Genomic DNA, 25969 nt, shown 5'->3' with positions numbered 1-25969 from the left:
GTGTGCCTGGTCAGAATACTTCGAGATATTCCTCGACGACTTCGCGCTCCTCCTCGGTCAGATCGAACAGATCATACACGGCCTCGTCGATCTCGGCTTCCAGTGCCTCGATATCGGTCTCGCGGACTTCTTCGCGGTCGGCGTCGAGCCGGTCGAGCAGTTCGACCACACCCTCGTCGCTGCGGGGAATCGGAATGGTCGTCTCCTCGCCGCTCTTGACGTTGCGCCCGTCCACGGCGGCGTGGACGTACTCGGCGCGTTGCTTGCGCGCCTCGCGGTCGTCGGAATACATCGCCGGGTCGTTGATCGTGTCCGACCGCCCGGCCTGCACGGTGAAGTTTCCGTCCACGTCGCCCTGCACGTCGGCGCTCACCGGATATCGGCGCGTCTGCCACTCGTAGGTAACGTTGTCGAGTTCACCGTCGTAGTCGCCGAGGTACGCCTCGGGGAAGCGGTCGGTCTTGCTGTCGAGGTCGATGGTGTCCACAATCCCACCGGCCTTCTCGCGCATCGTCCCGAAGACGCCGGCACTGTCTTCGGTCTTGCAGGGCAGTTTCTCGACGTACTGCGAGCGGTATTCGTAAAATCCGCCCATCTTGACCGTCGTGATGTGCTTGAAGTAGAAGTCCAACGCCTTCGAGTTCAACTGACAGGCCATCTCCTCGGTGAGGTTCCGGTATTGGGGAGTTAGGAGAACGCCGTAGGCCGTTGTAAAGTACCACGTCCCCGGCTCGTCAATCATGAAGGTCGCGTCAGTTGCGATGTGTGCCTGCACAATCTTCGGATTCTCGAACTTCCCCAGATTCTTCGGATAGATGTACCCGTACCAGTCGTCTTTGCCTTCCTTTCGACCTCCTTCACGACCCTCGAGTTCCTCCTTGTGGGCGAGGAAGAAGTCCCACGTCAGCGGGAGATTTTCTTCGAGGTAGTCCTGTGAGTAGAGGCCGGCTTCGAGTTCCCCGTCTTCAGTTTCCTCAGCATAGTAGGGATGTACGACGTGAAGCCCGCCCCAATCACCTCGCCACCGTTTGACCTCATCGCCTTCGAGGAACGGACGAAGTAGGTCCGTTTCAATCTCGTACTCTTGGGACTCTCCGGTGGGAACTACTGTGACCGTCTCTCCAGAGTCATCTGACTCAACCCGGTCGGCGTCAAGTACGTCCACGATGTAAACCTTGTTCGCGCTGGTTCGAATACCTTGGAAGACGGCATCGGTCACGTCTCCGATGACGGCGTCCTGTTCGTCCTCCAGTTTCTCGAAGACCTGCAACTCCTCCGGCGGCATCATCGCCCAGTAGTCGTCCGCCGCGAGTTTCCCTTGCGGGAAGTCGAACACGTCGATGAACTCGTCCGAGTAGCCCGGCTCGCCGCGATGCTCGCGCACCGACTCGATGATGGCCGTGTCGAGTTCCCGGTCGCGATCCTCATCGGTGTCGGCCTTCACCCGCACGCAGCGAATCTCGTTGTCCTCACGGCTGGCTTGATCGGGCTCGTCGTCAAGTATCACTATAGCCGGGTAATTGGTGGCGTCCTCGAACACCCCAGAGTCGCGGAAGTCGTAGACTTCCTCGATGCGCGCCTCATCTAGTAGCACCTCGCGCAGACCCTCGCCATAGTCTGTGACCATGAACTGATTCGGCGTGATGAATCCGAGTTTCCCGGAGTCCTCGCGGAGCCAGTCGAGGCCCCGCTCGTAGAACGGACAGTAAATGTCGTAGTTGCCCGTTGTCGCGTCGTACAGCGACTCCATCATCTCCTTCTGACTGTCGGGGAGATTCTGTACGCGGACGTAGGGCGGATTCCCCACGACGTAGTCATAGGTCATGTAATTCTTCACGACCAAGGCGAGCACGGTGTCCTCGAACATCTTGAACAGCCGTCCGTCGTTGTGCTCCTTTTTGAGGTATTCCACGTTCTCCAGCATGTCGTCCACGTACGGCGCGAAGAACTCCTCCACGCCGGAGTACTCTCGCGACGTGTGCTGGTTGATGCGCTCCTCCAGCCCACTCTTGTATTCCCAGTCGAAGTCGCCGCCGAACTCCTCGGCCAGCGCCATGTGGTCCTTGACGGTGTCTAAGACACCTTGCAGAGCCGCGAAATACTCCCCGAAGTTGTTCACGCCTGTCTCCAACTGAATCGTGTCGAACAGCGGCATCCGCACCCGGCGGACCAAAAAGCCGTCTTCCGTCTCGACAGCCTCGTCTTCGTCCACTTCGACCGGCAACGGAACGGGAATCCGCACGTCCTGTTCGTCCTCGGTCATCGCGTCGAAGGTCATCTGCCGCGCTCCATCCTCTCCTAAATCTGCGCCCGTCAGCTCCCGCTCGTTGCGGAGCGTGTCAGTACGATAGATTGGCAACCTACGGAGCGTGAAATCGCGGTTTTCACGCTCTGCCTTCTGTTTGGCCTCCCGATAGGCCGGGAGGATAGCAACCACGAAGCGGATCTGCGCCATTAACACCGCGAACGGGTGGATGTCCAGCCCGACGATCCGCGGACGGGTACAGAGGTCCCGCAGGTGCTCCTCCCAGTCCGGATCGTCCTCGTATCGCTCTATGTCTTCGATATACCGCTCTACAGCCTCCACAAGGAACGTCCCGGACCCACACGCCGGGTCTATGAGTCGTTCGTTTGAGACGCCGCGCTCGTACCCCACACCGTCCATAATATATTCGATGACCGGCTGTGGCGTGTAGAACTCCCCGAGAGCTTTGCGGGTCTCCGGGTCGAAATAGCGCTGATAGAGGTCGCCCAGCAGGTCGCCCTCTACCTCCTCGAAGTCGAACCGGAGGACGTTGAAGAACACTTCCGCGACAGCACGGCTGAAGCGATCCCGCGTCGCCTCGCTGATCCGCTCGATGCTGCCGGTACCTTCCGCCACTTTTTGGAACTGGTTGGCCCCCGTCTCGTGGCCCCGAGCCAGTTGCTCGGCGTAGCCGTCGGTCCACCAGACGAAGATGTCATCCTGGAACAGCCCCTCGACCAGCTGTTCCTGCATGTCGTCGATGAGGTTGTCCGCAGCAACCGGAAATGCGTCTAGATTGATCGTCTGACTGAATCCCTGCAGACCACGGAAGTAGTCGTCCATCCCCTCGTAGCCTGTCCCGGCGAAGAAGTCGTGATCCTCGGTGGCCTTCGCCAGCAACAGTCGAGCGAGCAGGGCGTGCCCGCTCTCCAGACAGAACATGAAATCCCGGAGCGACTGCTTCCCGTCGATGAACGGCTCCCAGGAGTTCGGGACCTCGTCGGGTTCGTCGGCATATGTCGCCTCCCAGAAGTCGTAGGCTCCCTTGACGAACTTCGCCTCCTGCTCGTCACGCAGTTCGTGCAGGAGGTCCATCAGGCCCGTGACGAGGTTAGCGAAGGGGCTCCCCTCTTCGAGTCGGAACGTATCGAAGAAGTGTTCCTGGCCGAGTTCCGCCTCTGCATCTAGCGGAATGGGATCGAGCGTTTCGAGGAATTCGCTCACGTCCTCGGGATCGCGCAGGTCGAACTCGCGCTTCTGAAGCGCGCTCACGAGATCCCGGGCCTGGCTCTCGGTCACACCCGCTAATGAGACGGTGAGCATGGGCCGATCGTCTCCCAACTGATAGAGACGCAGTTCCTCTCCGTTGGTCAATACGCCGTACTCCGACCGCAGATACTCCATGTAATGAAAGAGTTGGTCTTCGTGTGGTGCCAACTCTCGCCCGGTAGTTTTGAATTCGTAGACGGCCGTCACCGCTTCGTTATTATCAAGCGTCAGGTAGTCCGGACGGCGATCGTCGGGCAGGGTAAACTCGCTTCGGAGGTCCGTTCCCGTGCCCCTGTAATCGAGCGCGTCGTAGAATCCCTGTTCGAGAAAGAGGTTTTCCACGTCACGCTCGCTCATCTCGCCATCGGTTCGTTCTGTGATCGCCTGCAGAGTTTCGTGAAGAGCCGCGGCGTCTGCCATTGACTATGCCGACACGACGACCGATCAAAAAAGTATGCAACCGATGAGTGGCAGTGTTCAGATAAGCACCGAGTAAGAAGCCTACTTCTCCCTGCTAATCAGCCGAATCCTGGCGGAATGAAAGGGCGAGCCGGTTCCGGGAACCCCGACGACGTAAGCACTGCAGGGCGCAAAGCGCCCGAAGCGCGCAACAAGTCGTGGGACCGGAACCGGTGAGGGCTTTCATCGTAAAAGTCACTCCGACGAATCCGTCTCTGAATCTTTCTCTTCAAACCCCACTGAACGCCGCAAAGCCGCCGTCGATGGGGATGACGGCCCCGGTGACGAACGCCGAGCCGGGCGCGATCAGCCAGAGCACGGTCGAGAGCAAGTCCTCGGGATCGCCAAAGCGATCCTGGGGGGTGTGGTCGATGATCTGCTGGCCGCGGTCGGTCAGGTTCCCCTCGTCGTCGAGCAGGAGATACCGGTTCTGCTCGGTCAGGAGGAAGCCGGGGGCGATCGCGTTCACCCGAATATCTGGTGAGTGGTTCTGGGCCATGTCGACCGCGAGCCACTCCGTGAAGTTCGAGACGGCGGCCTTCGCCCCCGAATAGGCGGGGATCTTCGTCAACGGTGTGAAGGCGTTCATCGAGGAGACGTTGAGGATGTGGCCTTCGCCCTGCTCGGCCATGTACTCGCCGAAGGCCTGGGCAGCCAGGAACGTCCCCTGGAAGTTGAGGTTGAACACGTTCTCGACACCCGCGGCGTCGAGGCCGAAGAAGTCCGTCGACTCGTCGGTGGTCGCCTCCGGGCTGTTGCCGCCAGCGCCGTTGATCAACACGTCGATCCGGCCGTATTTGTCGACGACAGTCTCCGCGGCCGCCTCGAGTTCCGCCCGGTCGAGCACCGACGCTTCCAGGGTCATGTACTCGGCGTCGACGTCGTCGAGATTCGCGGCGACCTCGGCGAGTCCGTCCTCGTCGATGTCGATCACGACGACCGTCGCGCCCTGCTCGCCGAGCGCGCGTGCCATCGCCGAACACAGCACGCCCGCACCGCCGGTGATCACGCACACCTCGTCCGCCACGTCGAAGTCGCTCTGGACAGGCATTCTGTCTCCCGGTCGGGGCGCACGGAACTTAAACGATCACGGTCGACGCCCGTCGCGCTCGCCTCCATCCAGAACGTCGAATTCGGGCAGCTTTTGACGTCCAGGCGGTGGTGGAACTGTGGCGTGGCCGCGTGGACGCCCGACAATCCAAACGCCTAATCGTCGCCGCTTTGGTCTTCGAGTTCGACCACCATGACCTCCAGGTCCGGCCCACCCCCGTCAGTCCGATACACCCAGGACCCACGTGGGTCGGTGTCGCCGGCGAGTGCCGAGAGCAGTACCCGTCCGAGCGTCCGCTCGAATTCCTCGCTACTCGCCAGTTCGTCGTCGGGAAGATCGAGTGTCATGATCGGGGACAGAACACAGCAAGCCGCCGACCGCTTCGGGTCGACGACGCCGCGACCGGTCGATACGATGGATCGTCGCCTGGCTGGTGGGTTCTCCCAGCGCCACTGTCCTTTCGGGTAGACTCCCTGGTGGGATAGGGCTACCGAAAAGCATGGTAGATCATGCCTGAACGGCCGCGAGCACGTCGTTACCGGGGAGGCTTTAACGGTATTGCCGGTGAAGCCCTGCATATCTCATGAGTGTCATCGTCGAGCTAACGATCCCTTCGGAGGCATTCGAGTTGGGGCAGATCCTCCGGGTCGAAGGGGCCACACAGGTCACACTCGAAACGATGGTGCCGCTGGGGAGCACGCCGACCCCGTTCGTTCGCATCACTGACGGCGCGCGGCGCTCCTTCGAGCGGTCGGTCCGCGAGCACGATTCGGTCAGTGCCATCCGGCCGGTCGACACCCACGACGAGGAGACGCTGTACGCTCTGGAGTGGGAACCGCCCGACGACTCGCTGTTCAGGGAGTTCACAGATCGGGGGGCGGCATTGCTCGGCGCGACCGGGAGCGCCGATCGGTGGCAGATCGAACTCCGCTTTCCCACCCACGACGCACTCTCGGCGTTCCAGGAGTACTACATCGACGCAGACGTCCCGGTGTCCGTCGAGAAGATATACAATCCAACGAAACCCGACGCCGGGCCGTGGTACGGCCTCACGGCAGTCCAACGGGAGACGCTCACCCACGCCGTCGAGTCCGGCTACTACTCGTTGCCGCGAACGATCTCGACGAAGGAACTCGCCGCGGAGTTCGACATCTCGGATCAGGCGGCCACCGAACGGCTCCGTCGGGGCATCTCGACGCTCGTCGAGAACACGCTGTTGGCCGCCGAAAGCGACTGACCGTCTCGACGGGAAAACGCTGGAGACGGGGATCCCGACGACGGATGACAGCGGTAGACCCGGTTGGGAGCGCCGCGGAATGGTGGGTCCGTCGTCCGGGATGGAGAGCCAGTGGACACGCTTTGGTTGAGGGGTACACCGGGCACCCACTGGCTCTGCTCCAGCCTGAATGTGTTCGTTCGTATCAATAACGTAACTTGTGCTTGGCCATCGAGGCTGCTTTTTACTGCGAGACGCGGGTCGATGATGGACTGCTCCCGACGCCTGCTCGATCCGTGTTGGGGGTGACAGCCGCTCCTGGTACGTACTCACCCGAAGGGACCGCGGTCGCCGCCAAAGCCCTCCTCCATGACCGTACACTCGCCGTTCTGGTCGATCAGGACCCGGCCCTGGTAGCCGCAACTGCCGTTGTTGTTGTACTGACACCGGGTACACCGACACTCGAGGTTCTTCGAGGAGTTGCCGATCGACATACGCTGAGCTACGTGATCCAGCCACTTGGAACTACGCCAGCCCGGGTCAGCTTTCCGCGACCAGCGCGTCGAGCAATTCGATCGAGAGGGCCTTATCCAGCGGGTCGTTGGCGTTGCCACAGTGCGGTGACTGGACACAGGCCGGACAGCCGTCTTCGCAGTCACAATCGGCGACGAGCTCGTACGTCGTCGCCGCCAGCTCGCCGATCGCCTCGTAACCCGCTCGCGCGATGCCGACGCCGCCGGGATACCCGTCGTAGATGAAGATCGTACTCCGGTCGGTGTGTGGGTGATGGGGCGTCGACACCCCCCCGATGTCGCGGCGATCACACAGAAAGGACAGTGGCATCGTCGCGATCATGGCGTGCTCGGCGGCATGGATCCCGCCCGGGAAGTCGCCGTTTGCCCGTAGTTCCTCCTCCAGGTCCGGGTCCAGCGCGTAGTACAGTGCCCGCGTCCGCAGGCTGGTCTCGGGAACGTCAAGGGACTCCCGGCTGATCGCCTCCCCCGAGCGGGCGTCGTGGCGCTCGAAGCCAGTGATCTGCTTGCGCATGGTCACTTCGGCGAACCGGACCGGTACGTCCGCCCGACCGGGGAATGGTTTCTCCCGGAGATCCTCCTCGACGGTGATCGTCTTCTCGTGAAGGACACGCGTATATTGATCGGCGTACGTCCGATCGAGCGTCGCCACGTCGTGGCTCAGATCCAGCTCCACGACCTCGTATTTCGTCCCCTGGTGGTGGTAGATCGCCCCCGGATGGGCGTCACGCAGTGCGTCGCCGAACGGCAGCGACGCGATCACGTCGTTCGAACCACGCTCCCGCAGTTTGATCTCCCGGTCGTCGGCGCTCCGGAGACTCGTCTCGTGGGCTGGACTGCCGCCGCCGTCGTCGAGCCACCGGATTCCGGCGTCGGTTGCCCGCCGTTCGAGATCTCCGGCCGCCTCCAGATCGGCCACCACGTCCGGGAAGGTCGGCCCGAAGTGGCGGTCGTCGTCCGGCGACAGCCAGTTCTCGCGGGCGGCCGACCGGACGTGGGCCGGCAGGATCTGGTCGTTTGCGGGGTTGGTCAGGGCCTGCTCGGGCGCGCGGTCGAACAGCGATTCGGGGTGGCGGGCGACGTACTGGTCGAGCTGGTCCTCGCCGGTCACGAGCGCGACCAGGGCAGGGTCCTCGCCCCGGCCTGCCCGCCCCGCCCGCTGGAAGGTCTCCATGCGCGTGCCCGGGTAGCCATCCAGAATGACCGCGTCCAGCCCGCCGACGTCCACCCCGAGTTCGAGCGCGCTGGTGCTCCAGACGCCCCGGATCGAGCCGTCGTGGAGCCCCGCCTCCAGTTCCCGGCGGCGATCGCTCGTCAGCGCGGCCTGATACGCGCCGATCTTCGTCGCCAGTTCACCCTCGCCGCGCTCGCGGAGTTTCCGGCCACTTTCAGTCGCGTAGCGCTCGGCCACCTGCCGGGAACCGGTGAACACGACCGTCTGCAACCCGCGCTGAACCAGATCGGCGAACAGCCGCTCGGTTTCGACGTGATGGGAGCGCCGGCGGCCCTGGCCGCCCCCGCCGCGTTTCTCCGGCGGGTTCCAGACCACCCACTGCCGGGGGCCGGTCGCGCTGTCGTCTTCGGTGAGCAGCCGAAACGACGCCTCGGGCTGGTTGGTGACGGTCGCGGCGTGCTCGACCGGGTTGCCGATCGTCGCCGAACAGCAGACGTACTGTGGATCGGCGTCAAATCGCTCGGCGAGCCTGTTGAGCCGTCGCAACACCAGCGAGACGTGGCTGCCGAAGACGCCACGATAGGCGTGGACCTCGTCGACGACGATCGTCTCTAAGCGTTCGAAGAACCAGTCCCAGAGCCGGTGGGCGTGGGGCATGATCCCGTAGTGGAGCATGTCCGGCGTCGTGAGCAGGACCGTCGGCTGGCGCTCCCGGACGGTCTCTTTCTCGGACTGGGAGAGCCGGCCGGTGTAGCGATCGACGGTCACCCGCGAGCCAAAGCCGAGGCTGTGAGCGAGATCGGAGAGCGTCTCGGCCTGGTCGTTGATGAGTGCGACCTGCGGCGCGATGTACAGCGTCGTCCCCACGTGGTCCATCGCCCGCTCGAAGGCGGGGACGGTGTAGGCGAGGCTCTTCCCGCTGGCGGTCGGCGTCGCCAGGACGACGTTCTCGCCGTCCCGGACCGCCTCGATCGCCTCGGCCTGATGGCGGTAGAAGCGGTCGACGCCATCGCTCGAAAGTGCTGCGGCGAGGCGATCGGAAACGTCCAGATCGGCGTCGGTCGCTTCGCGGCCGGGAAGGCGTCGCTCGTCGACGATCTGTCCCTCGTAGTAGGGGCGATCACGGAGCCAGGGGAGGACGTCGTCCACGCGCTCGCTTGTGGTTCGATCGTCCTAACGGTTGTGCTGCGTTCCAGGGATCGAATCACGTGACGACACGAGAGTGCATCAGCATACTCACGAGTTTGTCGTGATCCGTGCTGAACCAGCCATGCGATACTGACTCACGGGATGGACGCCACGACTGATTGACCGAGAAGCGATGATTTTTCAGTAGATTTTTCATTCTGTATTGTGCAGTTATTCAACATGTCATCAGGCGGTTCGCGCACCTCGTTTCGTCGGGATCTGTTGCTCGGGCTACTCGCAGTGGGGCTCCTGACTGCACCAGTCTGGGGGTCAACCCTGAACTTGAACGAGCCGACGTATCGGTATGAACGGCTGGAGGTCGTCACGAACGGATCGAGCATCGAGTACGCCGACCAACCGGTAACGCAGCTTCGCGTCCCCATCAGCGATGCAATCGCCTGTTCCGGCAGGTGGACGCGAGTCTGTGGCTTAGAGCGGTTTGTTCTCGAAAACCGGCCCATACCGACTGAGACGTACACGAGTCGCGCGGACTACGACGGGAGTGTGGGGCCGGCGAACCCTTACCAGTACGCGCTCCGCAACCAGTCACTCTACGAACCGACCTCCGTCGTGAACGAGTCCAGCCGAAATGCGGATGGGATGTACCGTATCGAGATGGACCTCGAACCAGTCTCCCCCGAAACGGTGCTCCGACGCGTTTCGACCCCGGCGACGGCTGAGGATGCGGTCCCTTCGCTCGTCGCTCAGACTGCGCGCACCGGAACTGTGACAGCCCACCGATCGGTCGAGGTCCCACACACGCCCATCCAACTCGAGAACGGATCGTATTACCGGGTTTATCTCGCAGAGACGACCGACGACATCCCACCGATTTCACAGCTCGTTCACTTCCTGCTGGTATACATTGCCCCGCTGTTCGGCATCTATTTCCTGGTCCGAATTCGACAACGTGTTGAGATCACGTATATCGGTAGCAACTCCAGGTGAGGGACAGAAGGCTTCTGATACTGCCGGCTGTAAGTTCGTAAAGATATACGCCACACCGGGGTGGCGAATTCCTTCAGTCTGTTACAGCCGGCAGTATGAGGAGTGGCTGGTCCTACAAGAGGACGTTTCAATTGGGTCCGATCGATGTCACGGGTCCGCCGGTCTCGGCGGACTCGTAGATCGCTTCGATCGCCTGCATGTCGAGCAACGCGTGCTCGCCGTCGGGTTCGGGCTTGCGACCGGCGAGCACGCAGTCGGCGAAGTACGCGAACTCCTCCTCGAGTTGATGAACGTTCGTCACGTCGATTGCGTGGCGCTCGCCGTCGAGGCGGACCTCCAGCCCGCGGTCCTCCCGCTCGAAGAACGCGGGATCGATGATGATCTGGCCCTCCGTGCCGGTCACCCGGAGGAAACTGTCGTGGGAGGCGTTGTGGTTGGCGGTGAAGAGCACGGGCACGCCACCTTCGAAGGTCGACCGGACGGCGACCTGCTCCTCGACGTCGGCGAACTCCTCGTGGGTCGATCCCGTTTCCGCTGAGACTTCCACCGGATCGGCGTCGAGCAGGAATCGCGTCGTGTTCAGCGGGTAGATCCCGATGTCCATCATCGCGCCGCCGCCCGCAAGGTCGGGATCGAGCCGCCACTGGTCGCTCGCGTCACCCTCCAACTCCGCGACCATGCGCTGGGACATATTGGAGTGGACTTGCACAACGTCGCCTATCGCGCCCGCTTCGATGAGTTCCTTCGAGCGGCGGACGACCGGATCGAGGTGCATCCGGTAGCCGACCATCAGCGAGACGCCGGCGTCCTGGGCTGTCTCGACGAGTTCGGCCGCCCGCGTCGCGTCGGCCTCCATCGGCTTCTCACAGAGGATGTCCTTGCCGGCCGCGGCGGCGGTTTCGACGTACTCGAGGTGGGTCGCGTTCGGCGTACAGACGTAGACGGCGTCGTATTCCGTCTCGGCGACGCCGTCGTGGAACTCCGCGGGCGTGAGTGCGGTCATACCGTGGTCGTCGGCGAGCGCCTCGGCGCGCTCGGCATCGACGTCGACGACGACCGTCGCCTCGGTGTGATCGGCTCGATCGATGCCCGGCAGCGCCCACTCGCGGGTGAACCAGCCGGCCCCGATCAGTGCGAACCGGACCGTCGCCGCACCGTCGTAGCGCTCCCAGTCGCGTCGTGCGAAGTCACCGAAATGCTCGTCGAGATCCATGTCTCCAACTCGGATCGGCGGAGGAAATACTCTGTCGATGGTTCCCTCCCTGCCGGTGATTCAGCACTGTTCTGACTCACGCCGAAAAACATCGCCGGGTTGGGGGAGCCCGGCGCGTGGCAATCGATGACAGCGGCCGGTCGGGCGCGTCTGCAGTCACCGTAGCGGGGGCCCACGGTGGATCGGTGAGCAACACACCGACGATCGAGACGCGTCGTCCGGGTCGATGACGGGGTCACGTCGCCGACCCGGTTCCGACATGGTACAGTACCTACATAAATATAATTGACAGTCTCAGAGTCAGCAGTCGAGTCCGACATTTCAATACGCTGTCTTCAGAAGTGGGATGTTCACTTCGCCGTCGAGACGATCTTGATCACGTCGCCCTCTTCGAGTTCGGTATCGTCGCTGATCCGGCGCTTTTCGCGGGCGTCGACGGCGTGGAGATAGCCCTCGCCGATGTCCGAATGGACCGCGTAGGCCAGGTCCCGCGGCGTCGACCCGTCCGGGAGAAGATGAGCGTCGGGCAGGACGTTACCCTGACCGTCGGTCCAGTGGGTCTCGTCCTGGACGGGATAAGCGGTGATTTGATCCAGCACCTCGTAGACGGCCGTGTCGAGGGCTTCCTGGACGCCCGTGCCGCCGTGAGACTCCATCACGTCGCGGATCCGTTCGAGGCCGGCCTGCTGGTCGTCGCTGATGTCTCCGAGAATCTCGAAGTCCGGATCACCGGGATCGTATTCGACGATTTCGGCTTCAACCGCCCGCCGGAGCGCGAGTTCGCCGTCGGCGGTGACCGGGATCGTCGCCTCGTTGCGCTCCTTGAGCGCCTGGATGTTCTCGGGCGGGGCGACGTCGGCCTTGTTTGCGATGACGATGATGGGTTTGGTCCGCGCCCGGATCTCGCTCGCCAGCGATTCGCGATGGTCGTCGGTCCAGGCGAGTGGATCCTCGGGGTACTCCAGTTCCCGGAGCGTCCGCGCGACGTCGAGTTCCGTCGCGCCGACGCCCGTCAGAAACTCCGTGAGCGCCTCGTCGATGTCGAAATCCGGTGATCGAGAACGCCGCTCGACGGTCTCCCAGTTGCGCTCGACGATGCTCGCGAGCCACAGATCCATCTCCTCCTCGATGAAGTCCAGGTCCTCGACGGGATCGTGTTCACCGACCCCGACGGGTTCGCCCTCCTCGTCGGTCGCCCCGGAGGCGTCGACGACGTGGAGGATCGCGTCGGCGTCGGTCAGTTCGTCGAGGAACTGGTTACCGAGCCCGCGCCCCTCGTGGGCCCCCGGGACCAGTCCGGCGACATCGAGCAGTTCGACGGGGACGTACCGCTTGCCGTCGTGACAGCGGTCGTTGCCACATCGCGCCTCGAGATCGAGACACGGACATCGCGTCCGGACGTGACTCACACCGCGGTTGGCGTCGATCGTCGTGAACGGGTAGTTGGCGACGTCCACGTCGGCCATCGTCGCCGCGGTGTAGAACGTCGACTTCCCGGCGTTTGGCTTGCCGGCAAGCGCGAGCGAAAGCATGTCACTGGCTACCCCGGTCGTGACTTTCCCACTTTCGGTCCCGGCTGGTCCGGGCCGTCACGATCGCCCCTCAGCGATTCATCTGGACGACGTCGATCAGCGAGTAGACGGGGACGCCGAGTACGGAGTCCTCGCCGTGTTTGTCCGTGAGAACGACGCCGCCGACCGGGTTGCCGCCCTGTTCGCGCACCGTCTCGATGGTCTCGGTCATCGTCTTGCCGGTGTCGATGTTGTCGTCGACGATGTAGCAATCTCGGCCGCGGATCTCCGCGAAGTTCCGGGAGAACGATCCGCTCGCCTCGGCTCCGGTGTCGTCCCAGCGCTCCTTGCTCGGCGTGTAGACGCTGAGGTCGGTCTCGAGTTCGCGCGAGACGGTCGTCGCCAGGGGCGCGCCGGACTTGCCGATGCCGATCGTCAGGTCCACGTCTTCGCCTTCTTTCTTGAGCAGATCGGCCATCGCTCGCCCGACGTAGTCGAGTCGCTTGCTGTCTCGCCCGATTGCGCTCCAGTCGATGTGGATGTCGTGGGGCTTCTCGCGATCTGACTGATCGCTCCCGGCGTCGGTCTGATCGACGAGCCAGCTCGCCGTCTCCCGGGAGACGTTGAGTTCGTCCGCGATCTCGCCCTTCGAGAGGCCGAGATCGGTGAGCTTCTCTGCGCTGTCGACGAGGTCGTCCAGGGACTTCATCGGGTGGGGGGTTCGGACGCCAGCACTTAAACGGTCCGGGAGGGGTGTCTCACTCGTCGCTGCCGTCACCCTCGCCTTGATCGGTCCCGTCGGCAGCGCCACCCTCGTCGCTATCGTTCCTGCCGTCAGCGCCACCCTCGTCGCTATCGTTCCCGCCGGCAGCGTCACCCTCGTCGCTATCACCTCCGCCGCCTGAATCGCCATGTTGGTCCTTGATCGAGCGGAGTTCCGCCTCGACGTCGACGGCCGCTCCGCGGTCGTCGCTCGTCGACTCCTCTTCGCCGCCCGGGGCGGCCGCACCTTCCGATAGTTCGTCGAGGCGCGCCTCGAGCTTTCGGTTGAGGTCGCGGGCGTCTTCGAGATGATCGCGCGTCCGCGAGTCGACGTCCCCTTCGACGGCCGTCTGGACGTCTGCGAGGGCGTCGTCGAGGCGATCGACGACCGACCGGCCGACCGACGCGACGTCTTCGCCGGCGGTGGTCCTCGACTCCTCGGCCGTCTCGGAACCGTCGACGATCCGGAGCGTCCGCTGTAAGAGTCGCAGTGCTCTGATGTTCGTCTCGAGGACCAGGATCGTCGCGGGGATGGTCACGTCGGTCGTGAGTCGGAGGAGTCGGTCGAGACCCCGGCCCCCGCTCCGCTGGTCGCTCCTGAGGTCCCGCCGGAGCCTCACGAGTGACGACGTCAACTCACGGAGGACCTCAGGGAGGTCCGACCGGTCGGGCTGGCTGGACATGCCACACGGTTGGGCCGTGATCCTCATAAATGTGCGAACCCTCTCTCGCTCGCGATCTATCACGAAAGATATGGATTTCTCGGTAGAGTTGATCGAACCCAATTCCGGGGAGTACGCCCTCACATAGGCGATGTACTCCCACGTCACTCACTCACAGACGGAGACGATTCAGGTAAATATTTCCCCCGTGATACCCAACTCTGAGAAGATACGATGGGCCAATTAGATACGTTATTCGCGCCGGAACGGGTAGCTGTCGTCGGAGCGACCGAGAGCGACGGTTCCGTCGGGCGGGATGTTATGGAGAACCTCCTCGATGGATACGAGGGTGACGTCGTCCCTGTCAACCCGAGTTCCGAGGAGGTGTTCGGACTCGAGTGTTACGACGATCTCACACAGACAGAGGGCGTCGAACTCGCGATCGTCGTCGTCCCGCCACAGATCGTCAACGGCGTCCTCCGGCAGGCCGGCGAGGCCGGCATCCGGGACGTTGCCGTGATCACTGCCGGGTTCGGTGAATCCGGCAGTGAAGGTGTCGAACTCGAACGAGAGATGACTGAGATCGCCGAGGAGTACGACATCAACCTCGTCGGCCCGAACTGTCTGGGTGTCATCTCGACGTCGGTCGGCATGAACGCGACGTTCACCGAGAAGTCGGCCATGGAGGGCAACATCTCCTTTATGAGTCAGTCCGGGGCCTTCATCTCGGCCGTCCTCGATTGGGCCGGCGATCACAACGTCGGGTTCAACGACATCGTCTCGCTCGGAAACAAGGCCGTCCTCGACGAGGGCTCGTTTATCGACTACTGGGGTGACGATCCCGACACCGACGTCATCCTCGGATATCTCGAGGACATCGAGAACGGCAGAGAGTTCATCGACACCGCCCGCGAGGTCACCAAGGACACGCCGATCGTCGCCGTCAAGTCCGGACGGACGGAAGCCGGGGCGTCGGCCGCTGCCTCCCACACGGGAGCCATCGCCGGCAGCGAGCGTGCCTACGAGGCCGGACTCGAACAGGCCGGCGTCATCCGGGCCAACAGCGTCCAGGAACTGTTCGACTACGCGACGATCTTGGGCGACCAGCCGATGCCCGAGAGCAACGACATCGCCATCGTCACCAACGCCGGCGGTCCGGGCGTGATGGCGACCGACGCGATCGGCGACTCCGGTCTTGAGATGGCTTCCTTCACCGACGAGTCTCTCGAACAACTCGAGGAGGCGATGCCGTCGGAGGCCAACATCTTCAACCCCGTCGACGTGCTCGGTGACGCTTCCGCCGAGACCTACGCGGACGCACTCGACATCGTCCTCGACGATCCGAACGTCGGCTCGGTCATCGTCGTCTCCTCGCCGCAGTCCATCGACTTCGAGAACCTCGCCGAGGTCATGATCGAGAAACACGAGGAGTACGGCGTCCCGATGGCCGCCAGCCTCATGGGCGGCGAGACGGCCGAGAAACCCGCCGAGATGCTCGGCGAGGCCGGGATCCCGTCGTACTTCGACCCCGCTCGCGGCGTCGACAGCCTCGACGCCCTCCGGGAGTACGCCGAGATCAGGAGCCACGAGTACGTCGACGCGACCGACTTCGACGTCGATCGCGAACGCGCCCGCGAGATTCTCGAACGCACGAAGGAACGCGACACCAACAAGCTCGGCGTCGAGGCGATGGAACTGCTCGAGGCCTACGGCATCCCGACCCCGCAGGGGGCGATCGTCTCCGAGAAGAACGCAGCCGTCGAAGCCGCAAAGGACATCGACGGCGACGTCGTTATGAAGATCGTCAGTCCCGACATCCTCCACAAGTCCGACATCGGCGGCGTCGAAGTCGGTGTCCCTGACGAGGAGGTCGCCGACACCTTCGACGACCTCATCGCTCGCGCGCGAAACTACCAGCCCGACGCGACGATCCTCGGCGTCCAGGTCCAGGAGATGGCCGACCTCGACGCCGGGACCGAAACCATCGTCGGCATCAACCGCGACCCGCAGTTCGGGCCCCTGGTGATGTTCGGACTCGGCGGCATCTTCGTGGAAGTCCTCGAGGACGCCACCTTCCGGGTCGCGCCTGTTTCCGAACCCGAGGCTACGGAGATGATCGACGAGATCGACTCCGCGCCGCTGCTTCGGGGCGCGCGTGGCCGCGAACCGGTAGACGAAGCCGGCGTCGTCGAGACGATCCAGCGCATCTCCCAACTCGTGACTGACTTTCCTGCGATCCTCGAACTCGACATCAACCCGCTCGTGGCGACGCCAGACGGCGTCGCAGCCGTCGACATCCGGGCGACCGTCGACCAGGAACAGCTCTAAGCGGCGCGTTGTCGTCTCTCCCCGATCCTGTTGTCGTCTCCGTGTTTTCGTCGCCCGCGTTGGGGGCAAGACCCTCGAACAGGAGGAACTTTAAAACCCATGTCTGCGTAGTGTGATGACATGCCCCCAATCCTGGTCACGTCGACCGAGGAAGCAACTGGCAAGACCGCAGTCACGCTCGCACTCGCGAAACTCGCAGACGCGGCCGGCCACAGCGTCGGCTACATGAAACCCAAGGGGACCCGTCTCCAGAGCGCGACGGGCAAGACCCGCGACGAAGATCCGATGCTCGCTCGCGAACTCCTCGGGCTCGACTCGGAGATGCACGAACTCGAGCCGATCGTCTACACGCCCACGTTCGTCCAGGAGGCCATCCAGGGCCGCGAACAGACCGACGAACTCCGGGATCGGGTTCTGGAGAATTACGAAAAGATGGCGAGCGAACGCGACCTCATGGTCATCGAGGGGACCGACCGCCTCACGACCGGCGGGATCGTCGACCTCACGGACGCCGACATCGCCGAGATGCTCGACGCCCAGGTCGTGTTGCTCTCGCGGTACGACGAACCCGAAGACGTCGACGACATCCTCGCGGCTGCCGAGACGCTCGGGGACTCCCTTGCCGGCGTCCTGTTCAACGCTGTCCCGGACGCCGTCTTCGACCAGCTGACGACCGACGTCGTCCCGTTCCTCGAGAACCACGACATCCCCGTGCTGGGCGTCGTCCCGCGCGTCCAGGAACTCGCCGGACTGACCGTCGACGACCTGGCCGAACGCCTCGGCGCGGAGGTCCTGACCAGCGACGCCGGGACGGACCTGTTCGTCGAGCGCTTCACCGTCGGCGCGATGTCCGCCGAGAGCGCGCTCACGCAGTTCCGCCGCATGCAGAACGCGGTGATGATCACCAGCGGCGACCGCCCGGAGATCGTGACCGCCGCACTCGACGCCTCCGGCATCAAGGCGATCATCCTCGGCGGTGGCTTCCGGCCGTCGAGTGCGATCATCGGTCGGGCCGAGGAGGAGGGCGTCCCGATCCTCCTCCTGCAGTCGGACACGCGCATGGTGATCGACCGGACCGAGGACCTCCTCCAGACCGGCCCGACCCGGAGCGCGGGCACCGTCGACCGGATGCAACAACTCCTCGACGACCACGCCGACGTCGACGCGTTGATCGGCGCTGAAGACTGAGGCCGCGGTCGGCGTCGTCTCGTGCCGTCTCTGTCAGGTTGTTTCTATCCCTGATAACGTCCTGTGTGCTTATAGTGATGTAAACCGTACGCACGACTGGAGCCACGCGGCTCCGTAGTGTCACACACGGGGATTCCCCCCGTTCCCTTTGGCGACAGTTCGACCGCCCAGTCGTGACTGTGGCTGTCGAGTACCCGGCCTGCACCCCAGTCCTTATTAGCGGACCTCTGAAATCCGAGTACATGCCCAGACACGCACCAGCCTCCGGATCGGCGGACCCGCTCGACCTCCACGGTGTCATCCCGCCCACGATCACGGCCTTTCACGACGACGAGAGCCTCGACGAGGCGGCGACGGCGGCCCACGCCGAGTTCGTCGTCGAGCACGGTGCCCACGCCGTGTTCCCGCTGGGGACCAACGGCGAGTTTCCGCTGCTCTCTGCAGCCGAACGTGAGCGGGTCGTCGAGGTCGTCTCGACGGCCGTCGGCGACGACGTCCCCGTCATCGCCGGCGTCGGCGCGCCGGGCACCCGGGAGACGATCAGACACGCCGAACGCGCGGCCGCGGCCGGCGCGGACGGTCTCGTCGTCGTCACGCCCTATTACTACCCGATGGACGACGAGGCGGCCATCGACCACTATCGGCGGGTCGCCGACGCGGTCGATCGCCCGGTGTACGTCTATCACATCCCGCCGCTGACTGGCACCTATCTCTCGACAGCGGCGATGGCCGAGATCGCCGATATCGACGGCGTAGCGGGTCTGAAAGACACCAGTGGCGACGTCCCGTGGCTCGGGCAGGTTCGTTCGGACAATCCCGATCTGACGGTGCTCGCTGGTCACAACGCACTCCTGTACGCCGGGCTCGAACTCGGGTGTGCCGGCGTCGTGAGTTCGGTCTCGAACGCGTTCCCGGAACTGGTCGTCGATCTCTACGAGGCCTTCGACGACGGCGACGAAGATCGCGCCCAGGAACTTCAGGAGACCGTCCGCGACGTCGTGAACGCCTTCGATCGCGGGCCGTACATGGCCGGCGTCAAGACGGCACTGGCCGAACGCGATGTCGACTTCGATCCCGGCCCGCTCCGGGATCCGCTCCGGACGATGGACGACGCCGAGACCGCGGCGCTCGTCGAGGATCTGGCGTCGATCGGGTTGCTGTAGGGCGAGCGGCGCGGCGGTCGGCTGGCGTCCTGGGGCCTCAGTCCCCGGTCTCTATCAGAACTATTATGGATCCGTCGTGGGACCATACACGTCGAGATCACATGAGCCAGGTAACCGTCGAACGCGTCACGCACGACCGCTGGGACGACGCCGTCGCCGTCGACAACGGCACGATCGAGTTGCTCGCGCCGACGACCATCGGCCCGCGAATTACGGAGTTCGGGTTCGAGGGCGGGCGAAACGAGTTCCACCTCTTCGAGTCCGTTCGCGACGAGTGGCCGCTGCTCGGCGGTCATCGCCTCTGGCACGCGCCGGAGGACCGCGAGCGGACCTACACCCCGGACCTGGAGCCAGTCGAGTTTACCATGCGAGAGGACGGCGTCCGACTCACAAAGTCGCCGGGCGAGGACAACGTCGAGAAGGCCATCACCGTCCGGATGGCCGGGACGGGCGCGTCCGTCGAGGTGACCCACGAACTCACCAACGTCGGCCAGTGGCCGGTCGAATTCGCCCCCTGGGCGCTGACGGTGATGAAAGCTCACGGCACCGCAGTCGTCCCCTTCACGCCCCAGGCCGACCCCGAATCGCTGCTGCCGGATCGCTCGATCCAGCTGTGGCCATACGCGACCCTGGCCGACGATCGCCTCTCCTTCGGCGAGGAGTATCTCTACCTCGAGCAGGACCCCGACGGCGCTGGCGAGACCAAGATCGGCACGGCGGCCGGCGACGGCTGGCTCGCCTACCTCAACGACGGCCACGCCTTCCGGAAGGACTTCGCCCATGATGCCGACGCGACGTACCCCGACCTCGGCAGCGACACCGAGGTCTACACTGACGACTACATCACAGAACTCGAATCCCTCGCCCCGATTCAGGCTGTCGAGCCCGGCGAGACCGTCACGCACGTCGAGACCTGGACGCTCGAAGACGGCGTCGAAGAGATCGACGCGACGGCGGCGATCGAACCCGACGCGATCTGATCGGCAGGGAGTGATTCGACACGACAGACGGACTTTTCTGGGAAAATCCGTGACCTTTGCGTCGGTTCAAAATGCTTTCAGTGGCTCGGACAGTGCTGGAATGCGGATTTTGTGACGAGTCTCATTCCGTCCGGTAGCCAGCAAAGCCAACCATTTGCCGTACTGCTGTTTCAGTGACTGTGACTCCAACCCGAGCGACTGCTCGTTCGACGTTCGTCTCACGCAGGGATACGACTGCCCACGGAGAGACGAACGACTCGCGATCCAGAGCGCCTTCTACGATTTCGTCTGCGATGGGAATCGACTCGTCGTATTGCTTCGTCGAGATTCCGATCGCGATGTATTGTTCCTCGGCGAAGGGATGAGTCTCGTCGCTCACGATCAGATACGGTCGGCGAGGCGTATCTCCAAATGGGTCTGACGCGACGACAATGGTTCCCCGTCGATACATCACTTATCGGCCGTCCCTTCGGCGTCGAGATCGGGCAGGTCCGCGTCCCAATCATCGTTCCGGTCGTAGTAGTCGCCCTCGAACTGTTCTGCGACGGCCTGGAGGCCGATCTCGCTGGCGGTCCGGGCGTCGTACGCCTCAATATTGATGGCCCAGTATTCACCCTTGTGCCGGACGAACCCGCGGTCCTCGAGTCGGCGGAGCGTCGTCCCGACGCTCCCGTGCGGGATATCGAGTTCTTCGGCGAGCTCGCTCGGGCGAAAGCCGAGATCGGGATTGCTCGCGAGGAATTCCAGTATCCGACGCCCGTTGGTATCCGCTTCCGGGAGATCTGTCGGGTGGTAGCTCTCGAAGTCGACGGGCATTGTAATCGTATGTAAATATACGTCATCGCACGTATTAAAGATGTGGGGCAGCCGTCACCATTGACTCGCGGGTGAACTGACTGACTTGCCATGTATCCAGGACCTCGACGCGACGGCGTCGATCGAACCCGACGCGATGTGATCTGACGGCGTCACACTGCTCGAGAAAACCACTGCTTCCGATGTCGTTCGCTCGATCACTCCCCGGAGTCCAGTGCCTGTTCCTCGGCGGCCGCCCCTTGGGCCTCCCAGATTTCGATCATCTTCGCGACGAAGGTCTCGGTCCGCAGCGAGTGGCCCTGATTGCCCTCCGAATCGAGTGACGCTTCGACGATCTCCTCGGTGAATTCCTCGTCGAAATCCATGTCGGTCACGGTCTCGACGACGTCGAAGGACAGCGTGTTGTCATCGAGGCTGTTTTCGAGCCACGGGACCTTCGACTGGGCGTCGTCGTACTCGATCTCGTAGGTCTCCCCGCCGAAGAGATCCAGCAGCGCATCGAGGCTCCCGATCTCGACCCACTCGTCGTCCCACTCGATGAACAGCGTCTCGTCTTCGAGTTTCGTGTCGTAGCGTTCCATCGTGATCTCCCTACAGTGACTGACCTTCCCGGGGAGTATATATGCCACGACTGCCCCTGTTCACAGGCGTCGACCGATCGAATCCATCCGTTTTAAGCACGCGTCACGCCCATCTCTCACCATGACTCCGCCGCGACTCACCACTTTCGGGGAATCGCTCTTGCGACTGGCGACGCCGACCGCGGAGCCGATCGAGACCACCGACACGCTCGACGTCCACGTCGGCGGCGCGGAGGGCAACGTCGCCGTCGCGGCCCAGCGTCTCGGCCTCGAGGCGACGTGGGTCTCGAAACTCCCGGCGACGCCCGTCGGCGAGAAAGTCACCACCGCCTACCGAACGCACGGCGTCGACCCGGCCGTGGTCTGGGACGAGCGTGACGACGCCCGACTCGGGACCTACTACCTCGAAGCGGGCGCGGCCCCGCGCGGCTCGCAGGTCATCTACGACCGGGCCGACTCCTCGATCACAACGGCGACGTTCGCGGAACTTCCCACGGATCCCTTCACCGACGCCGACGCCGTCCACGTCTCCGGGATCACGCCGGCGCTCTCGGCGACGCTGGTCGAGACCACAAAGGAGATCCTGTCGACGGCCCAGGAATCCGGGGCGACGACAATTTTCGACGTCAACTACCGCTCGAACCTCTGGGATCCCGAGTCGGCTCGGGAGACACTCACCGCCATCCTCTCCGATGTCGACGTGCTGTTCGTCGCTCACCGCGATGCGGAGGCAGTACTCGAATACGACGGCGACGCCGAGACTGTCGCCGCCGACCTGCACGCCGACTTCGATCTCGGCCTCGTCGTCGTGACGACGGGCGAGGAAGGGGCGCTCGCCTTCGACGGCGAAAGGAGTGCTCACCAGCCAGTGTTCGAGACCGAGACGGTCGACGCGATCGGGACGGGCGACGCCTTCGTCGGCGGGTTCCTCGCCGCGTGGCTGACTGACGAGTCGATCCCAGCCGCGCTCGAACAGTCGGCTGCGACCGCCGCACTCAAGCGGACGATCGGTGGCGACGCCGCGACGATCCGCCCCGGGATGGTCGAGTCGATCCTGGCGGGCGACGTCGACGAAATTTCACGGTAAGCAAGAGCGCTCCCGTCGACAGGACCGTCTCACCCGAGGGGCGACGTCGAGCGATCCGGACGGGCGGCGAGCGTCAGCTCCACGGTTCGCTCGTCGCCGTCCCGCAGGACGGTGACGTCGATCGTCTCGCCAGGTCTCGTCTGGAGCGCCAGATAACTTGCGAGGTCCTCGAAGGTATTCATCGACGTCCCCTCGATGGCGCGGATGACGTCACCACCCACGGGAACCCGCGCGCCGTCGACGTACTCCAGGCTGCTTGCCCGGAGGACGCCGTCGGCCGGGCCGCCCTGGACGGTCTCGACGACCAGCAGGCCACGCGGCCGGTCGAGATCGTTCGCCGCCGCGACCGTCGGGGCCATCGTCTCCAGGGAGACGCCCATGTAGGCGTGTTCGTAGCTCCCGGTGTCGATGAGTTCGGGAACGACGCGTCGAGTCAGCGCGGCCGAGATTCCGAAGGCGATGCTGTCGCCCTGCTTCGAGTTCACGACGCCCACCACGGAGCCGTCGAGATTCATCAGAGGACCGCCGCTGTTGCCCGGGTTCACCGCCGCGTCGGTCTGGATCGCGTCCGGAATCTGATAGCCCGCTGGCGAGGGGATCAGCCGGTCGGTCCCGCTGACGATCCCCGACGTGACTGAGCCGTCGAGGTTGTACGGGTTGCCGATGACGACGACCTCCTGGCCGATCGTCGGCGGCTCGTCGCTGAACGGGAGTGGCCGCGAGGAATCGGGCACCGTCTCGGGTTCGATCACGGCGAGGTCGCTGTGGGGATCCGTTCCCTTCACCGACCCGCTCGCCCACGTGCCGTCGTGAAAGCGGACTTGCGCTTCGCTCGCCGTCCCGACCACGTGGGCGTTCGTGACGACGTGATTCGCGTCGTACTGGAAGCCAGTCCCCTGGCCGGTCGTCGTCTGGACCGTCGTGACCGAGGAGATGGCATCCTGGTATACCTGGGTGTAGGGACTGTCGGCGGTGTCCGCTTCAGTGGGCCCCTCAGTCGTGGTCACCGTCGGCGACGCTGTCTCCGACGCGTCGGGTGCCGACTTTGATGTCGCACAGCCAGCGATCCCAGTCGCGAGCGCTACCCCACCGAGCTCGAGGAATCGCCGTCGTGTAGATGTCTCTTTGGACATCGCTACCGGAATATTCGCTCGAGTGCTTTGTGAATCTTCTGCCCCCGGAACGCAAGGGCGGGAGTCGGGCCGTGAACAGCCCCCACTCGCTCGGTGGGGGCCTGTGGCCGCCGGTCAGTCCTCGATCTCGATCGACGTGGCAGTGTTGGCCGTCGACTTCTCGTTCCCGTCACCGTCGTCGAGCAACCGCTCCATCTCGCGTTCGAACTCCGCGTCCGATATGTCGCCGTCGACGTACTGCTGTTTGAGTGTCTGTTTGCGGTCCGCTGTCGTCGGCTCGACCTTCTCGGCGACGTCGAACTGCCGGAGTATCGGGTACTCGTGCTCGAGTCGCTCGACGATCGACGCCAGCCAGTCGTTGCGGTGGATCGACGTGTTCCGAAGGACTGAGACGACCGTCGCTGCGAGGAAGGCTACGGCGAACACGCCGAAAACGACCGCGGCCACCACCCATTCGACAGCTTCACCGAGCATCGCCAACACGACGAACTCCTCGCCGTAGTAGACGCCGCCGGACAGGACCGACACCGCGTCGACGAGTCCCAGCAGTGTCACACCAACGAGGCCCACGCCCGAGAGAACGAATCCCACGAAATACAGCCAGTGACGCCTCACCATACGCGAACCTTCTGGCTGCCTCGTCCTAAAACGTTGGCGAGACGGATTCACAGACAGAGTGTGATCGCGTTGTTCGTCTCTGGTCGTCACACTCGTCGCGCAAGGCATAAACCGCCCACCGGAGATCATCAGGTATGCCGATCGATTACTCCCAGCTCAGCGACCCGAACGCCGAGTACACGATGCGAGACCTCTCTTCGGAGACGATGGGCGTCACCGCAGACCGCGGCCCGCGCGATGTCGAGATCACCGACGTCCAGACGACGATGGTCGACGGCAACTACCCCTGGACGCTCGTGCGGGTCTACACCGACGCGGGCGTCGTCGGCACGGGAGAAGCCTACTGGGGCGCGGGCGTCCCGGAACTCGTCGAGCGCCTGAAACCGTTCATTGTCGGTGAGAACCCGCTGGACATCGATCGTCTCTACGAACACATGGTTCAGAAGATGTCGGGCGAAGGGTCGATCGCCGGCGTGACGATCCACGCCGTCTCCGGCATCGAGATCGCGCTGCACGACCTCGCCGGCAAGCTCCTGGACGTTCCAGCCTACCAGCTCCTCGGGGGGAAGTACCGCGACGACGTCCGGGTCTACTGTGACCTCCACACTGAAGACGAGGCCGACCCGCAGGCCTGCGCCGACGAGGCCGAGCGCGTCGTCGCGGACCTGGGCTACGACGCGATCAAGTTCGATCTGGACGTCCCGAGCGGCCACGAGAAGGACTCGGCCAATCGCCACCTCAGCCAACCCGAGATCGAGCACAAGGCCGAGATCGTCCGCGCGACGACCGAGCGCGTCGGCGAAACGGCCGAGGTCGCCTTCGACTGCCACTGGTCGTTCACCGGCGGTAGCGCCAAGCGCCTCGCCGAGGAGATCGAGCCACTCGACGTCTGGTGGCTCGAAGACCCCGTTCCGCCGGAGAACCACGACGTCCAGCGGGAGGTCACCCAGTCGACGACCACCCCGATCGCCGTCGGCGAGAACGTCTACCGCAAGCACGGCCAGCGCCGCCTGCTCGAAGAACAGGCCGTCGACATCATCGCGCCCGACGTGCCCCGAGTGGGCGGGATGCGCGAAACCAAGAAGATCGCCGATCTGGCCGACACCTACTACATCCCTGTCGCGATGCACAACGTCGGCTCGCCGATCGCGACGATGGCCTCCGCGCAGGTTGGCGCGGCGATCCCCAACGCGCTGGCCGTCGAGTACCACTCCTACGAACTCGGCTGGTGGGAGGATCTGGTCGAAGAGGACGGCCTGATCGAGGACGGCTCGATGGCGATCCCCGAGAAGCCCGGGCTCGGCCTGACGCTCGATCTCGACGCCGTCGAGGAGTACAAGGTCGAGGGCGAGACTGTCTTCGACGAAGCGTAGCTTCGTCGGGCTCGACAGACGAACGAAGTGAGTCTGCCGGCGTTCGATTCGGCCTGAGCCGGATCGAACTGGCGAATCTTCGATTCGACTCGTTCGACGAAGGCAGCCGCTTTCGAGAACGGATTCCACTAGCGTTCGGGAAGAGAATATCTCTGTAAGTGGTCGTATCCGAGAGAGCTAAATGCTTGCTCCTGAAAATATACCTTCACGAACTATGTCGAACGACGAAGCCTCGGCTGTCGTTCAGACACGACTCGAAGAGGGCGAATACGAACGGTTGCGACGGGTGGCAACAGAGAACGATCTGTCCCTCCAAGACGCACTTCGGAAAGCCGTGAGGGAGTACGTGAACCGTCATGGAAAACACGATCCGGACGATCCGTTCTTCTCAAAACCCTCGAAAGATCCGACAGCCGACTCCTCGATCACCGCAAAGAAAGCTGACCAGTATCTTTACTGAGTAGATCGACC

The 25969-nt window shown here is 63.8% G+C and carries 24 protein-coding genes; 10 read left to right on the top strand and 14 right to left on the bottom strand.

The features are described 5' to 3' along the window. Window positions 1-10: 10 nt before the first annotated feature. The 3 genes from HTIA_RS09825 to HTIA_RS09815 form a co-directional block, all read right to left on the bottom strand. A complete protein-coding gene (locus tag HTIA_RS09825; protein ID WP_008526559.1) occupies window positions 11-3934 on the bottom strand; it encodes an Eco57I restriction-modification methylase domain-containing protein in 3924 nt (1307 codons plus the stop codon). Window positions 3935-4202: 268 nt separating this feature from the next. Continuing rightward, window positions 4203-5024, bottom strand: a complete 822-nt coding sequence (locus tag HTIA_RS09820; protein WP_008526558.1) for an SDR family oxidoreductase — start codon at window positions 5022-5024, stop codon at window positions 4203-4205. A gap of 155 nt (window positions 5025-5179) precedes the next feature. Further along, a complete protein-coding gene (locus HTIA_RS09815; protein ID WP_008526557.1) occupies window positions 5180-5371 on the bottom strand; it encodes a hypothetical protein in 192 nt (63 codons plus the stop codon). On the opposite strand from HTIA_RS09815, the gene HTIA_RS17305 reads away from it, so the two are divergent. Both HTIA_RS17305 and HTIA_RS09810 read left to right on the top strand, forming a co-directional pair. Further along, the gene (locus HTIA_RS17305) at window positions 5370-5492 is read left to right on the top strand and encodes a hypothetical protein (RefSeq protein ID WP_020936301.1); all 123 of its coding nucleotides are present in this window, start codon (window positions 5370-5372) and stop codon (window positions 5490-5492) included. The two genes, HTIA_RS09815 and HTIA_RS17305, sit on opposite strands and share 2 nt — an antisense overlap. A 115-nt stretch (window positions 5493-5607) precedes the next feature. After that, window positions 5608-6261: a helix-turn-helix domain-containing protein gene (locus HTIA_RS09810; RefSeq protein WP_008526556.1), complete on the top strand. Its 654-nt coding sequence runs from the start codon at window positions 5608-5610 to the stop codon at window positions 6259-6261. Between the two features lie 308 nt (window positions 6262-6569). On the opposite strand, the gene HTIA_RS16855 is transcribed toward HTIA_RS09810, so the two are convergent. Next, window positions 6570-6734: a hypothetical protein gene (locus HTIA_RS16855; RefSeq protein WP_008526555.1), complete on the bottom strand. Its 165-nt coding sequence runs from the start codon at window positions 6732-6734 to the stop codon at window positions 6570-6572. 46 nt (window positions 6735-6780) lie between these two features. Beyond that, window positions 6781-9096 (bottom strand): DEAD/DEAH box helicase, encoded by a 2316-nt coding sequence (locus tag HTIA_RS09805; RefSeq protein WP_008526554.1) that lies wholly within the window; start codon window positions 9094-9096, stop codon window positions 6781-6783. 219 nt (window positions 9097-9315) lie between these two features. Between HTIA_RS09805 and HTIA_RS09800 the strand changes: the two genes are divergently transcribed. Further along, window positions 9316-10083: a hypothetical protein gene (locus HTIA_RS09800; RefSeq protein WP_021029533.1), complete on the top strand. Its 768-nt coding sequence runs from the start codon at window positions 9316-9318 to the stop codon at window positions 10081-10083. A gap of 127 nt (window positions 10084-10210) precedes the next feature. Here HTIA_RS09800 and gfo6 read toward each other — a convergent pair whose 3' ends face one another. The 4 genes from gfo6 to HTIA_RS09780 form a co-directional block, all read right to left on the bottom strand. Next, window positions 10211-11296 (bottom strand): D-xylose 1-dehydrogenase Gfo6, encoded by a 1086-nt coding sequence (gfo6, locus tag HTIA_RS09795; protein WP_008526552.1) that lies wholly within the window; start codon window positions 11294-11296, stop codon window positions 10211-10213. A gap of 350 nt (window positions 11297-11646) precedes the next feature. Next, a complete protein-coding gene (locus HTIA_RS09790; RefSeq protein WP_008526551.1) occupies window positions 11647-12828 on the bottom strand; it encodes a redox-regulated ATPase YchF in 1182 nt (393 codons plus the stop codon). 70 nt (window positions 12829-12898) lie between these two features. Further along, window positions 12899-13516: a transcriptional regulator GfcR gene (gene gfcR, locus HTIA_RS09785; RefSeq protein WP_008526550.1), complete on the bottom strand. Its 618-nt coding sequence runs from the start codon at window positions 13514-13516 to the stop codon at window positions 12899-12901. Window positions 13517-13565: 49 nt separating this feature from the next. Further along, window positions 13566-14252 (bottom strand): DUF7547 family protein, encoded by a 687-nt coding sequence (locus HTIA_RS09780; RefSeq protein WP_008526549.1) that lies wholly within the window; start codon window positions 14250-14252, stop codon window positions 13566-13568. 213 nt (window positions 14253-14465) lie between these two features. Between HTIA_RS09780 and HTIA_RS09775 the strand changes: the two genes are divergently transcribed. From HTIA_RS09775 to HTIA_RS09760, 4 genes are all read left to right on the top strand, one after another. Continuing rightward, entirely contained in the window at window positions 14466-16559 is a 2094-nt protein-coding gene (locus tag HTIA_RS09775; protein ID WP_021029535.1) for an acetate--CoA ligase family protein, read from the top strand. 120 nt (window positions 16560-16679) lie between these two features. Then, window positions 16680-17747 (top strand): phosphotransacetylase family protein, encoded by a 1068-nt coding sequence (locus HTIA_RS09770; RefSeq protein WP_008526547.1) that lies wholly within the window; start codon window positions 16680-16682, stop codon window positions 17745-17747. Window positions 17748-17989: 242 nt separating this feature from the next. Further along, complete coding sequence (locus tag HTIA_RS09765) at window positions 17990-18910, top strand: dihydrodipicolinate synthase family protein (RefSeq protein WP_008526546.1); 921 nt, start codon at window positions 17990-17992, stop codon at window positions 18908-18910. 101 nt (window positions 18911-19011) lie between these two features. Next, the gene (locus HTIA_RS09760; RefSeq protein ID WP_008526542.1) at window positions 19012-19890 is read left to right on the top strand and encodes a hypothetical protein; all 879 of its coding nucleotides are present in this window, start codon (window positions 19012-19014) and stop codon (window positions 19888-19890) included. A gap of 121 nt (window positions 19891-20011) precedes the next feature. On the opposite strand, the gene HTIA_RS09755 is transcribed toward HTIA_RS09760, so the two are convergent. From HTIA_RS09755 to HTIA_RS09745, 3 genes are all read right to left on the bottom strand, one after another. Next, the gene (locus HTIA_RS09755; protein ID WP_020936298.1) at window positions 20012-20269 is read right to left on the bottom strand and encodes a hypothetical protein; all 258 of its coding nucleotides are present in this window, start codon (window positions 20267-20269) and stop codon (window positions 20012-20014) included. A 71-nt stretch (window positions 20270-20340) separates the two neighbouring features. Beyond that, complete coding sequence (locus HTIA_RS09750; protein WP_008526538.1) at window positions 20341-20706, bottom strand: MarR family transcriptional regulator; 366 nt, start codon at window positions 20704-20706, stop codon at window positions 20341-20343. A 197-nt stretch (window positions 20707-20903) separates the two neighbouring features. Continuing rightward, on the bottom strand, window positions 20904-21287 hold the full coding sequence (locus HTIA_RS09745; RefSeq protein ID WP_008526536.1) for a hypothetical protein: 384 nt from the start codon (window positions 21285-21287) through the stop codon (window positions 20904-20906). Between the two features lie 121 nt (window positions 21288-21408). Here HTIA_RS09745 and kdgK1 point away from each other — a divergent pair, with 121 nt between their 5' ends. After that, the gene (kdgK1, locus tag HTIA_RS09740; RefSeq protein ID WP_008526534.1) at window positions 21409-22374 is read left to right on the top strand and encodes a bifunctional 2-dehydro-3-deoxygluconokinase/2-dehydro-3-deoxygalactonokinase; all 966 of its coding nucleotides are present in this window, start codon (window positions 21409-21411) and stop codon (window positions 22372-22374) included. A gap of 29 nt (window positions 22375-22403) precedes the next feature. On the opposite strand, the gene HTIA_RS09735 is transcribed toward kdgK1, so the two are convergent. Both HTIA_RS09735 and HTIA_RS09730 read right to left on the bottom strand, forming a co-directional pair. Next, window positions 22404-23507, bottom strand: coding sequence for a S1C family serine protease (locus tag HTIA_RS09735; RefSeq protein WP_008526533.1), 1104 nt, complete (start codon window positions 23505-23507; stop codon window positions 22404-22406). A gap of 114 nt (window positions 23508-23621) precedes the next feature. Further along, window positions 23622-24125, bottom strand: a complete 504-nt coding sequence (locus HTIA_RS09730) for a gas vesicle protein GvpG (protein WP_008526532.1) — start codon at window positions 24123-24125, stop codon at window positions 23622-23624. A 134-nt stretch (window positions 24126-24259) separates the two neighbouring features. Between HTIA_RS09730 and HTIA_RS09725 the strand changes: the two genes are divergently transcribed. Then, window positions 24260-25498: a mandelate racemase/muconate lactonizing enzyme family protein gene (locus HTIA_RS09725; protein WP_008526531.1), complete on the top strand. Its 1239-nt coding sequence runs from the start codon at window positions 24260-24262 to the stop codon at window positions 25496-25498. A 214-nt stretch (window positions 25499-25712) separates the two neighbouring features. Then, window positions 25713-25958 carry a hypothetical protein gene (locus tag HTIA_RS09720; protein WP_008526530.1) on the top strand — a complete coding sequence of 82 codons (246 nt, stop codon included), beginning with the start codon at window positions 25713-25715 and terminating at the stop codon, window positions 25956-25958. Window positions 25959-25969 lie beyond the last annotated feature (11 nt).

Source organism: Halorhabdus tiamatea SARL4B (assembly GCF_000470655.1).
In the GTDB taxonomy this organism is placed as follows: Archaea; Halobacteriota; Halobacteria; order Halobacteriales; family Haloarculaceae; genus Halorhabdus; species Halorhabdus tiamatea.
This window is presented reverse-complemented; position numbering and strand designations above follow the sequence as displayed.

Coding starts and splice junctions, on each gene's coding strand:
- HTIA_RS09800 (WP_021029533.1), top strand. CDS start 9,316: ATGTCATCAGGCGGTTCGCGCACCTCGTTTCGTCGGGATCTGTTGCTC.
- HTIA_RS16855 (WP_008526555.1), bottom strand. CDS start 6,734: ATGTCGATCGGCAACTCCTCGAAGAACCTCGAGTGTCGGTGTACCCGG.
- HTIA_RS09790 (WP_008526551.1), bottom strand. CDS start 12,828: ATGCTTTCGCTCGCGCTTGCCGGCAAGCCAAACGCCGGGAAGTCGACG.
- gfcR (WP_008526550.1), bottom strand. CDS start 13,516: ATGAAGTCCCTGGACGACCTCGTCGACAGCGCAGAGAAGCTCACCGAT.
- HTIA_RS17305 (WP_020936301.1), top strand. CDS start 5,370: ATGATCGGGGACAGAACACAGCAAGCCGCCGACCGCTTCGGGTCGACG.
- HTIA_RS09750 (WP_008526538.1), bottom strand. CDS start 20,706: ATGCCCGTCGACTTCGAGAGCTACCACCCGACAGATCTCCCGGAAGCG.
- HTIA_RS09780 (WP_008526549.1), bottom strand. CDS start 14,252: ATGTCCAGCCAGCCCGACCGGTCGGACCTCCCTGAGGTCCTCCGTGAG.
- HTIA_RS09820 (WP_008526558.1), bottom strand. CDS start 5,024: ATGCCTGTCCAGAGCGACTTCGACGTGGCGGACGAGGTGTGCGTGATC.
- HTIA_RS09725 (WP_008526531.1), top strand. CDS start 24,260: ATGCCGATCGATTACTCCCAGCTCAGCGACCCGAACGCCGAGTACACG.
- HTIA_RS09815 (WP_008526557.1), bottom strand. CDS start 5,371: ATGACACTCGATCTTCCCGACGACGAACTGGCGAGTAGCGAGGAATTC.
- HTIA_RS09745 (WP_008526536.1), bottom strand. CDS start 21,287: ATGGAACGCTACGACACGAAACTCGAAGACGAGACGCTGTTCATCGAG.
- HTIA_RS09720 (WP_008526530.1), top strand. CDS start 25,713: ATGTCGAACGACGAAGCCTCGGCTGTCGTTCAGACACGACTCGAAGAG.
- HTIA_RS09735 (WP_008526533.1), bottom strand. CDS start 23,507: ATGTCCAAAGAGACATCTACACGACGGCGATTCCTCGAGCTCGGTGGG.
- HTIA_RS09730 (WP_008526532.1), bottom strand. CDS start 24,125: ATGGTGAGGCGTCACTGGCTGTATTTCGTGGGATTCGTTCTCTCGGGC.
- HTIA_RS09760 (WP_008526542.1), top strand. CDS start 19,012: ATGAGCCAGGTAACCGTCGAACGCGTCACGCACGACCGCTGGGACGAC.
- HTIA_RS09770 (WP_008526547.1), top strand. CDS start 16,680: ATGCCCCCAATCCTGGTCACGTCGACCGAGGAAGCAACTGGCAAGACC.
- HTIA_RS09775 (WP_021029535.1), top strand. CDS start 14,466: ATGGGCCAATTAGATACGTTATTCGCGCCGGAACGGGTAGCTGTCGTC.
- HTIA_RS09825 (WP_008526559.1), bottom strand. CDS start 3,934: ATGGCAGACGCCGCGGCTCTTCACGAAACTCTGCAGGCGATCACAGAA.
- gfo6 (WP_008526552.1), bottom strand. CDS start 11,296: ATGGATCTCGACGAGCATTTCGGTGACTTCGCACGACGCGACTGGGAG.
- kdgK1 (WP_008526534.1), top strand. CDS start 21,409: ATGACTCCGCCGCGACTCACCACTTTCGGGGAATCGCTCTTGCGACTG.
- HTIA_RS09810 (WP_008526556.1), top strand. CDS start 5,608: ATGAGTGTCATCGTCGAGCTAACGATCCCTTCGGAGGCATTCGAGTTG.
- HTIA_RS09765 (WP_008526546.1), top strand. CDS start 17,990: ATGCCCAGACACGCACCAGCCTCCGGATCGGCGGACCCGCTCGACCTC.